Annotated in this window: 8 protein-coding genes; all 8 read left to right on the forward strand. The window is 33.3% G+C overall.

Going from position 1 to position 10,505, the window contains the following annotated elements:
* Nucleotides 1-6 precede the first annotated feature (6 nt).
* The 8 genes from BSD9I1_RS02945 to BSD9I1_RS02980 all read left to right on the forward strand — a co-directional run bounded on the left by BSD9I1_RS02945 (nt 7) and on the right by BSD9I1_RS02980 (nt 10,089).
* Nucleotides 7-450 (forward strand): MaoC family dehydratase, encoded by a 444-nt coding sequence (locus tag BSD9I1_RS02945; RefSeq protein WP_186429075.1) that lies wholly within the window; start codon nt 7-9, stop codon nt 448-450.
* 308 nt (nt 451-758) lie between these two features.
* A complete protein-coding gene (locus BSD9I1_RS02950) occupies nt 759-2,171 on the forward strand; it encodes a sigma-54-dependent Fis family transcriptional regulator (protein ID WP_186429062.1) in 1,413 nt (470 codons plus the stop codon).
* A 355-nt stretch (nt 2,172-2,526) separates the two neighbouring features.
* A complete protein-coding gene (locus BSD9I1_RS02955) occupies nt 2,527-3,747 on the forward strand; it encodes a Zn-dependent hydrolase (RefSeq protein WP_186429063.1) in 1,221 nt (406 codons plus the stop codon).
* A 220-nt stretch (nt 3,748-3,967) separates the two neighbouring features.
* On the forward strand, nt 3,968-5,356 hold the full coding sequence (gene hydA / locus BSD9I1_RS02960; protein ID WP_186429064.1) for a dihydropyrimidinase: 1,389 nt from the start codon (nt 3,968-3,970) through the stop codon (nt 5,354-5,356).
* Nucleotides 5,357-5,383: 27 nt separating this feature from the next.
* Complete coding sequence (locus BSD9I1_RS02965; RefSeq protein WP_035311466.1) at nt 5,384-5,869, forward strand: DUF1097 domain-containing protein; 486 nt, start codon at nt 5,384-5,386, stop codon at nt 5,867-5,869.
* Nucleotides 5,870-5,966: 97 nt separating this feature from the next.
* Nucleotides 5,967-7,181 (forward strand): FAD-dependent oxidoreductase, encoded by a 1,215-nt coding sequence (locus BSD9I1_RS02970; RefSeq protein ID WP_186429065.1) that lies wholly within the window; start codon nt 5,967-5,969, stop codon nt 7,179-7,181.
* 12 nt (nt 7,182-7,193) lie between these two features.
* Nucleotides 7,194-8,447 carry an NAD-dependent dihydropyrimidine dehydrogenase subunit PreA gene (gene preA, locus BSD9I1_RS02975; protein ID WP_186429066.1) on the forward strand — a complete coding sequence of 418 codons (1,254 nt, stop codon included), beginning with the start codon at nt 7,194-7,196 and terminating at the stop codon, nt 8,445-8,447.
* A 196-nt stretch (nt 8,448-8,643) separates the two neighbouring features.
* Nucleotides 8,644-10,089: an amino acid permease gene (locus BSD9I1_RS02980; protein ID WP_186429067.1), complete on the forward strand. Its 1,446-nt coding sequence runs from the start codon at nt 8,644-8,646 to the stop codon at nt 10,087-10,089.
* The last annotated feature ends 416 nt before the right edge of the window (nt 10,090-10,505 follow it).

The following is a 10,505-nucleotide window of genomic DNA, read 5'->3' on the forward strand; positions in this document are numbered from 1 at the left end:
AGCAATATGATAGATGAAAATAGCTTGAATATGAGTGGTTACAGCATAAATGAAATTTATATTGGTATGAAAAAAAGTGTAACAAAAACTATTTCAGAGTCAGATGTGTATACCTATGCAGGCTTAATAGGTGACATTAACCCAGTACATGTAAATGCTGAATATGCTAAGACAACAAGATTTGGCGAAAGAATCGTTCATGGAATGCTTACTGCATCATTCTTTTCTACAATTGTTGGAATGCTTATTCCTGGTGCAGATGCTATTTATTTAGGTCAGACATGTAAATTCTTATTACCAGTTAAGTTTGGCGATACAATCACAGCTACAGGTGAAGTTATTTCTATGCGTCCAGAAAAGAAAATTGCTGTAATGAGGACCACTGTTGTTAATCAAAGAGGGGAATTGGTTATTGATGGTGAAGCTACAGTTATGGCTACCAAGGAATAAAACTTAAACATATTGTTTACTAATGAATAAAATAATGCCATTTTATCAATGAGGAATAAATAATAGAACCTAATTTGAACGGGAATGTATTTATACTCAATGATGAAAATGGCATTATTTTTTATATTAAAAATTTATAATATAAAACTCTAGTCATCTTTTTTTAAATTATGAACTTAAGGTTCATGAATTCTTAACATATGTAAATTTTTTACAAATAAAAACGTATTTTCGTATTTTAATGTAATTTTATGGTATAATATTACATAAAATAATTTACATTTTAAGGAAAAGGGGCTTGAGGTAACATGATTAGTGATATGGATTTAGAGCATTATAAGTTGATATTTAATGAGATTTTAGATATGACTGAGGATGGCTTTGTGGTAACTAAAGTTGATGGCACTATATTCGATATAAATAATTCATATTGCGATTTTTTAGGAACCACAAAGGAAAAAGCTATTGGGCATCATATCGGTGAGTTTATAAAAAACACTAAGATGCCAGAAATAGCTAGCTCTGGCATAAAGGAAGTAGATGTGATTCATCCCTTAGTTGATGGACAGCATTATAATGGAGATAAGTTTTTGTTTGTAACTAGGGCTCCAGTAAAGAAAAATGGTAAAGTAATAGCTGCAGTTGCTCAAGTTAAATTTAGAGTTCAAACACTTAATTTATCTCAAAAATTATATAAGCAGGATCAGGAATTAAAATATTATAAGGATGAACTTCAAAGACTAGGAGAAAGTAAATTTGATTTTAATTGTATACTTGGGGAAAGTGAAGCTTTTTTAGAAGTGAAGGAGTTAGCTAGAAAGGCATCCAGAAGTAATCTAGCAGTTTTAATAACCGGGGAAACCGGAACAGGAAAAGAGGTTTTTGCAAATGGAATACATTATGCCTCTGATAGAAAAAATAGCCCTCTTATAAGAATAAACTGTGCTGCAATTCCTGATGAGCTCTTAGAATCAGAGTTATTTGGCTATGAAGAGGGTTCTTTTACTGGAGCTAAAAAAGGAGGGAAAAAGGGTAAATTTCAACTTGCCCATAAGGGAACAATATTTTTAGATGAGATAGGGGATATGCCTCTACATATGCAGGCAAAACTTCTTAGAGTACTTCAGGAAAATGAAATTGAACGAATTGGAGGCTATGAACCAATACCAATAGATGTAAGAGTTATTGCTGCAACTCATCAGGATTTAAGAAAATTAATTAAGGAAAAGAAGTTTAGAGAAGATTTATTTTATAGATTAAATGTTATAAATATAAAAATACCACCTCTAAGACAAAGAAAGGAAGATATACTGATATTCATAAATCACTTCTTAGGTCAACTCAATAAAAAGTATAAGACCGACATTACTATATCTCAAAGAGCAGTAGAATTATTATTAAATCACAAGTGGCAAGGAAACATAAGAGAATTAAAGAATGTCATAGAAAGTGCATATGTTCTAACAGAAAAAGATATATTAGGAGTTAAACACTTACCATCAAATTTACTAACTTTTTCTCCAAATACAGCTCCCGAGGCTAAAGGTGGTACTTTAGATTTCATATTAAATGAATTTGAAAAAGATATAATTTTAGAGTCATTAATGGAAAATAATTATAAAATTTCTAAAACAGCTAAGGATCTAGGCATACACAGAACCACATTATATAAGAAGTTAGAGAGGCTTAATATAAAATTTTCTAAAGATATTGCAGAGTGATTGATGTTATCTATAGAAAACACCTGTAAGGCAATTGCAGGTGCTTTTTTTATTTCACTAAAGTTTTAAAAGAAGAAAAACTTTCGTCAATAACAGTAAAATTGCAGAATTAAAGATTAATTATGATTAAAAAGAAAGAATAAATAACTAAATTTAAAACTACAAGGCAAATACATACAAACCATCTTATAAGATTAAGGAATTAAGTCAATAATTAGGCAAAAAGAAAGATAAATTTTTAACAGGAATAAAATGTAAATAGATATAAATTATGGTATAATATCATAGTATAGTAGTGAAGATGGACAAACACCAAAAATTAAACTATTTGTTAAGAGAAAGGGAAGTGTGTGATATGTTAAGTTGTAAAAAAGAAAGATTAGAAGAAAAGATACTTACATTTAGTAAATTTGGGGCTACTGGCAGAGGAGGAATAACAAGATTATCCTTATCAGAGCCAGCTCTTCAGGCAAGAGCAGAATTTTGTGAAAGAATGAAAGCCATTGGCGCAGATATAGTAACAGATGATATGGGAAATATATATGCAACTATTAAAGGTTCAGAGGAGCTTCCTCGTATTGCATCAGGTTCCCACTGTGATTCAGTAATACAGGGTGGAAATTACGATGGTATTTTAGGAGTATTAACTGCAATGGAAGCTGCTGAAACTATAGTTAAAGAAAATATTCCTCACCGTCATCCAATTACAGTTATGATTTGGACAAATGAAGAGGGAGCTCGTTTTGATCCTGCAATGATGTCATCAGGCGTTGTTACAGGTAAATTTGATAAGGCAAAGATGTTAGCTTCAAAGGATACAGAAGGAATAACTTTTGCAGAAGCATTAGATGCAAGTGGCTACAAAGGTGATGAAAAAAATAGAATGAATACTAAGGACTACAAGGCTTTTGTAGAATTACACATTGAGCAAGGTCCAGTACTCGAAAATGCAGGCATAGATATAGGAGTTTTGGAAGGCGTTGTTGGAATGGTAAACTATGAATTCCAGTTTGTAGGTCAAGCTGGTCATGCTGGAACTGTTCCTCAAAAATTAAGAAAAGATGCTCTTTTAGCAGCTTCAGAAGCTATTCAATATCTTCATAGAGAACTTGATAAGTTAGATGGTAAATTAGTGTACACTACAGGAAGAATTAATTGTTCGCCAAACGTACACACAATTATACCAGATGATGTTAGGTTTACTTTAGATGCAAGACATCAAGATCCAGAAGTAATAAAACAAGTTGTTAAAATTATTGAAAATATTCCAAAGGAACTTGCAGGCTGCAAAGTTAGCTACAAAGAATTATGGTCACGTAAAACAGTTAGCTTTAATAAGGAATTTGTAGATTTTGTTGAAAAAGGTGCAAATCTTTATGGTTATTCAAATATGAGAATGTACAGTGGTCCTGGACATGATGCTCAGTTTGTTGCTGATATAGTACCTACAACTATGCTATTTGTTCCAAGCATCGGTGGACACAGCCATTGCGAAATAGAAAAAACTCCTACTGAGCAGTGTATAAAAGGAGCTAACGTATTATTACAAACAATTTTAGAGATAGATAAAAAATAGAAGAAATAGAAGCAAAGTTTCAGTAGAAATTTTACTTCTACTGAAACTTTGTTGTTTAGTATAATAATTACTTTTAAATAGATTAATTGATGGAGTAGTTTTATTAGTAATAAATGTTTTAAAAGCAGACGTTTATAGGGGCTATTTTCGGAAAGTATTGTTAAAAATATAACAAAGTAGTGATGAAAATAAAAAGAATAAAAAAGAAAGAGGTGTCATTATGACTAAGTATGATTTTATCATTAAGAATGGAACTATTGTTACAGCATCAGATACATTTAAAGCAGATATTGCTATCAAGAATGAAAGGATAGTAGAAATAGGAGAAAATATACAAGAAACTGAAGGCCATAGAATTTATGATGCAAATGGAATGTATCTTATTCCTGGTGGCATTGATGCTCATACCCACTTAGATATGCCTTTTGGTGGAACTTTCTCTAGTGACGATTTTTGCACTGGAACTAAAGCTGCTGCAATTGGAGGAACTACTTCCATAGTAGATTTTGCTATACAACCTCAGGGGAATACTTTACACGAAACTATCGATATTTGGAGAGATAAAGCTGACAAAAAGGCTGTCATAGATTATGGAATTCATATTGCAGTTACACAGCTGAATGATGATGTAAAAAAAGAAATTCCTCAAGTTATTTCTGAAGGTTATTCAAGTTTTAAAGTATTTATGGTATATGACAATATGAGAGTGGATGACTTAGCTTTGATTGAGGTTTTAAAAACTGCTAGCGATGCAGGTGGACTCATTGGAGTACATGCAGAAAATTATTATGTTATAAAGCATCTAGTAGCAAAGCTGCTTTCTGAAGGAAAGATTGAACCCAAATATCATGCAGTATCAAGACCTTATATATGTGAAGAAGAAGCTACTAATAGAGCAGTAAAGATGGCACAGATTTCAAATGCGCCTTTACATGTAGTGCACGTAAGTTGCGAGGAATCTGCTAAGGCAATTAAAGAAGCCAGAGAAAAAGGATTACCTGTAATGGGTGAAACATGTCCACAATACTTGATGTTAGACGATAGTAGATACGATGAACCTGAATTTAATGGTTCAAAATATGTAATGTCACCACCATTAAGAAATAAGAAGAATAACGAAGTTCTATGGAAGATGATTAATGACGGTGTTTTACAAACCATTGCAACAGATCACTGCCCATTTTTCATGAAACAAAAAGAGATGGGTAAGGATGATTTCACTAAGATTCCTAATGGGGCTCCAGGTATTGAATTGAGAATGCCGCTAATGTATTCAGAGGGCGTAGAAAAAGGAAGAATTTCTTTAAATAAATATGTTGAAATTACATCTACAAATAGTGCAAAGATATTTGGTATGTATCCTCAAAAGGGAACAATTGCAATAGGTAGTGATGCAGATATCGTAGTTTTAGACCCTAATAAGAAAGTAAAAGTATCTAAGGATATTTTACATGAAAACGTTGATTATACACCTTATGAAGGATTCGAAATAAAAGGTTATCCTGTAGCAACTTTCTCTCGTGGAGAGTTGATCGCTGAAAATGGTAACTTTGTAGGAGAAGAAGGAAGAGGAGAATTTATAAGGAGAGGAAAGCCTCAGATTATTTAAAATGAATTAATTATAGGAGCTGAGTGTATGTATTTAATAATACTTGGTATATCTACTGGTATATTATGCGGAGTATGGACTTTTGTAGCCCCATTAATAGCGTTATCAGTATGGGGAGGATTTGCTGGAACAACTACCTATTTTGCTTCAGGAAAACATGGACTAGAAGGTATAGGTTTAGCAATTAGATGTAATTTAGCTGGTATAGCATGTGGTATGTCTATGATGTTTCTTACTAATTTATTTGGCTTTAGTGGAGGAGGAGCAGTGGCAAGCGCGATCATTTCTGCTGTAATGTGCTTCTTAGGACTGTGGAAATATACTACTTTTGTACCTGGTATATTTTTAGGTTGTTTCACAACCTTTGCTGCTAACGGAGACTGGATATTACTAGGAAGTTCTGTAATATTAGGTGCAATTTTGGGATATGGATGTGATGCTTCTGGTACATGGGCTTACAATAAATACTTTGCTAAGAATGATGTAGTAGAAAATAATGGAGAAGTTAATTAACACAAGTTTTACAGAAATAAGTTAAAAGCATTACCTGTATTGAATAGATAGGTATGCGTGCCTATCTATTCTTAGATTTATATAAGGGGGAATTATAATGGCAAAAGTTAATAAACTCGCTTATGGTGAGCAGAATGTTCAGGATTATAATATTAGAACAGCAGTTGAGGAAGCTAGTAGATGTTTATTATGTGAGGATTCACCATGCAGCAAGGCATGTCCAGCACTAACTGATCCGGGAAAATTTATACGCTCTATTCGTTTTAAAAATATTAAAGGAGCAGCAGAGGTTATTAGAAGTAACAATATATTAGGTGCATCCTGTGCTTTGATATGTCCTCATGAAAATCTATGCGAAAAAGCATGTAGTCGAACTGAAATAGACAAGCCTATTAATATTGGGAAGCTACAAAAATTTGCTATGGACCAAGAAAAGATGTTCAATTTAAAAGTATTAAAAGCTTATGAGAAAAAAAGAGAAGAAAAGATTGCATGTATAGGTTCTGGGCCAGCTTCCTTAGCATGTGCAGCAAAATTAGCCCTAGAAGGATATCAAGTAACAGTATTTGAAGAAAAGGAAAAGTTAGGTGGAATGCTTACTTATGGAATCACTCCATCACGTTTACCTCAAGAGGTTGTTGATCAAGATATTAACTGCCTTAAGGAATTAGGTGTAGAATTTAGAACTAGTGAACATATTGCACCAGAAGATATCAAGAAATTAAAAAATGAATATAAAGCTATATTTATTGGTGTTGGTCTTGCTAAGTCTAAAGATATTAAGATTGAAGGTCATGATTTAGATGGTGTAGAAAATGCTTTATCATTTTTAGCAAATGCTCGAAGCTCTAATGGGAAAGTTAAAGTAGGAAATAATGTAGTTGTTATAGGACTAGGAGACGTAGCGCTGGATTGTGCAACAACTGCAAGACAGTTATCTCAAGGTAAAGTTAGTATTGTATATAGAAGAAGTATTGAGGAATCACCTGCACACGGTGCTGAACTTACCTATACCCAAGGTATGGGAATTCCTATATATACAGAGTTTGCTCCAGAGGCGATACTTGGAGAAGATAATAAAGCTATGGCTTTAGTTTGTAAATCTCGAGACGGGTACTCAGAAATGAAGTTAAAGGCAGATCATATAATCTTTGCAATTGGACAAGAACCTTATGAGGAGTATAAAAACTATACTCTTGAAGATGGTTTATTCGCAGGTGGAGATTTTGTGAGCGGTGGAAAAACTGCAGTAGAAGCAGTTGCTGATGGAAAAGAATCTGCAGAAAAAATTATTTCATATTTAAATAAATAGGGAGGGTTCGTTATGGCATATAAAAAAGATTTATCTATAGAATTTTTAGGTGTAAAATGTGAAAATCCGTTCTTTCTATCTTCTTCACCAGTTGGAAGCAATTACGACATGATAGCCAAAGCTTTCGATGCAGGATGGGGAGGGGTTTTTTATAAAACAATAGGTATCTATATTCCTGATGAATGCTCTCCTAGATTTGATATAACTAAAAAAGAAGGCACTCCTTGGACAGGGTTCAAGAATATGGAACAAATATCTGACAAACCATTAGAGGTTAATTTAGAATATATAAGAAGATTAAAGAAGGATTATCCAAGTAAAGTTATGGTTGTTAGTATTATGGGAAGCACTAAGGAAGAGTGGGAGATTTTAGCTAGAAAGGTAACTGAGGCGGGGGCAGATATGATAGAATGTAATTTCTCTTGTCCACAAATGACTAGTTCTTCTATGGGATCGGATGTAGGAACAAATACAGCTTTAGTATATGAATACACCAAAGCTGTAGTAGAAAACACTACTCTACCAGTCATTGCTAAAATGACACCAAATATTACTTTAATGCAGGTTCCAGCAAAAGCTGCTATAGATGCTGGGGCTAAGGGAATAGCTGCTATTAACACAGTTAAGTCTATTACTAACATTGATTTAGAAAACTTAACTGCAATGCCTGTTGTAAATGGCAAGTCTTCTGTATCAGGATATTCTGGTGCAGCAATAAAACCTATAGCTCTTAGATTTATTTCTGATTTAAAAAAGGATGCAGATTTGAAGGATGTACCGATTTCAGGAATAGGTGGTATAGAAACTTGGCAAGATTGTTTGGAATTTTTATTGTTGGGCTGTGAGAATATACAAGTTACAACTGCAGTAATGCAATATGGATATAGAATTGTTGAGGATATGATCAGTGGATTATCTTATTATATGGAAGAAAAGGGATTAGACAAATTAAGTGATTTAATAGGTTTAGCATTACCTAATGTAGTTGGATCTGATGAAATTGATCGTTCCTTTAAGGTTATTCCTAAGATTAATGAAGAATTATGTATTGGTTGTGGCAGATGTTATATTTCTTGTTATGACGGAGGACATCAAGCTATTGATTGGAATAATGAAGATAGAAAACCAACCATAAATGACACTTGCGTTGGTTGTCATTTATGCTTAAATGTTTGTCCGGTATACCAATGCATTACCCCTGGTGAAGTTCAATTTAAGGAAAATAGAGAGCCGCATGAAGTAGCTTTAAAAACTATATATTCTTAGATTAAATAGATAGGCTTTAATATATTTAGAAATTACTATAGGAAAAACTTCCTATAGTAATTTTTATTTTTTGGGGTATTACTAGATAATGGATTGAAATAATTTAAAGAGAATGTATTTGTGAATTTAGGAAATAATAATTTTGCACATTAAATGACCTATTATATCTCAAATGGTTTGTACGGAGGATAAGATTATGGAGAAAGAGCATAAAGGACTGTCTGCATGGCAGCTTACAATGATGGCACTAGGTACTGTAATAGGAGGTTCGTTTTTTCTTGGCTCATCGGTAGCTATACATGCTGCAGGGCCTGCAATTTTAATATGTTATGTATTAGGTGGAGCATTAGTATATTTTATACTTTTTGCTTTATCCGAGATGACTGTAGCAAATCCCGATTCAGGTTCTTTTCGAACCTTTGCAGCGAAAGCATTTGGTCCAGGAGTTGGATTTGTAGTTGGATGGGTATATTGGACTGGAATGATTTTAGCTATGTCAAGTGAAGCTACTGCTGTGTCAATCTTAGTTCGTGGGTGGGCCCCTAACATATCTATATCATTACTTGGAAGTTTAATAATAATTAGTGTTACTATGTTAAATTTATTAGGAGCTGATAAGCTAAGTAAGCTGGAGAGCAGTCTTGCAGCAGTAAAGCTATTTGCTATAGTTTCTTTTATAGTTATAGCTCTTCTATTGATTACAGGAGTAATGCCAAGAACATCAGCAATTGGCGCTGGAGAATTAACTAGAGAACCTTTTATGGCAGGAGGCATAAAAAGTATAGCAGGAAGTATGCTTATAGTTATATTTGCCTACGCAGGTTTTGAAATAATTGGCTTAGCCGCGTCAGAAACAGATAATCCTAGGGAAACAGTTCCTAAAGCAATTAAATATACAGTTATATGCCTTGTAGGATTTTATATACTTTCTGTTGCTGTATTGCTTCCACTAATTCCAACAGCTGGCCTTAGTGAAGATATAAGCCCAATGGTAGCAGCCCTTAATAGGTGGAGAATTGGGTGGGCAGGTACTATTCTTAATATAGTACTTATTACAGCTATACTTTCTACTATGCTTGCAGCTATGTTTGGGCTAGGAAGAATGATGAGATCACTTGCAGATGAAGGGCATGCACCTAATTGGTTAAAAGATGAAAGTAATGTTCCTCGTCGTGGGATATTATTTTCTGGCTTTGCAATGCTTTTAGGTCTAGGTTTTGGTATGCTGCTTCCTAGAGTGTACTTATTTTTGATAAGTTCTGGTGGATTTGCACTGCTTTTTACATATGCCGCAATTTTAGCTACCCATATACGTTTTCGTAAGATTAATGGATGCCCGCCAGAAGGAAAATGTCAGATGCCAGGCTATCCATATACATCTTGGATTGCTTTAATAAGTATGATTATTATTATTTTAAGTATGCCATTTATTCCTGGGCAAGGGTCAGGACTTATTGCAGGATTCATATTAATAGCTTTATATTCATTTATTTATATGGGAATAAAATTTGTTAATAGTCCCGAAAGAAATAATGCTATTAATAGAAGTGTAAGTAATAGAAGATATAAAAAGAGACTATTAACAGAGTTTTCTAAAGAACTAACTGAAGAAAATGAAAAGAAAGACAAAGATGATAGATAAGAGGAATACGCAGTAGAATTCGATAGTAGTTAATGTAAACTTTATCTAGTGTATCAGTACATGAAATTTTAAGCATATGGTCGAATAATGCTAAATAATACGTTTGTTTTTGCTTAGTAGCACTTAATAAAAGTAGAGTAGGAATAATCTCATGGTAAGATAGTCTTCGTCGCTGAGATGAGCGACAAACAAGAAACAGCAAAACATTTGAACTTCAATAGTATTTGGAAACAAATTACTAGTTGACAAGCTTAAATGAATTTGATAAGATGTAAAAGTCGCTTAGGGTGACAGGGTCTTTGAAAATTGAACAGAGAATAGAAACCAGTCAATTACTTAACAGTTAAATGTTAAGAAACGCGATGAGCGAAACAGATTAAACTTTTAAATTGAGAGTTTGATCCTGGCTCAGGACG

This window comes from Clostridium sp. BSD9I1, from assembly GCF_900185645.1.
Taxonomy (GTDB): Bacteria; Bacillota; Clostridia; order Clostridiales; family Clostridiaceae; genus Clostridium_AK.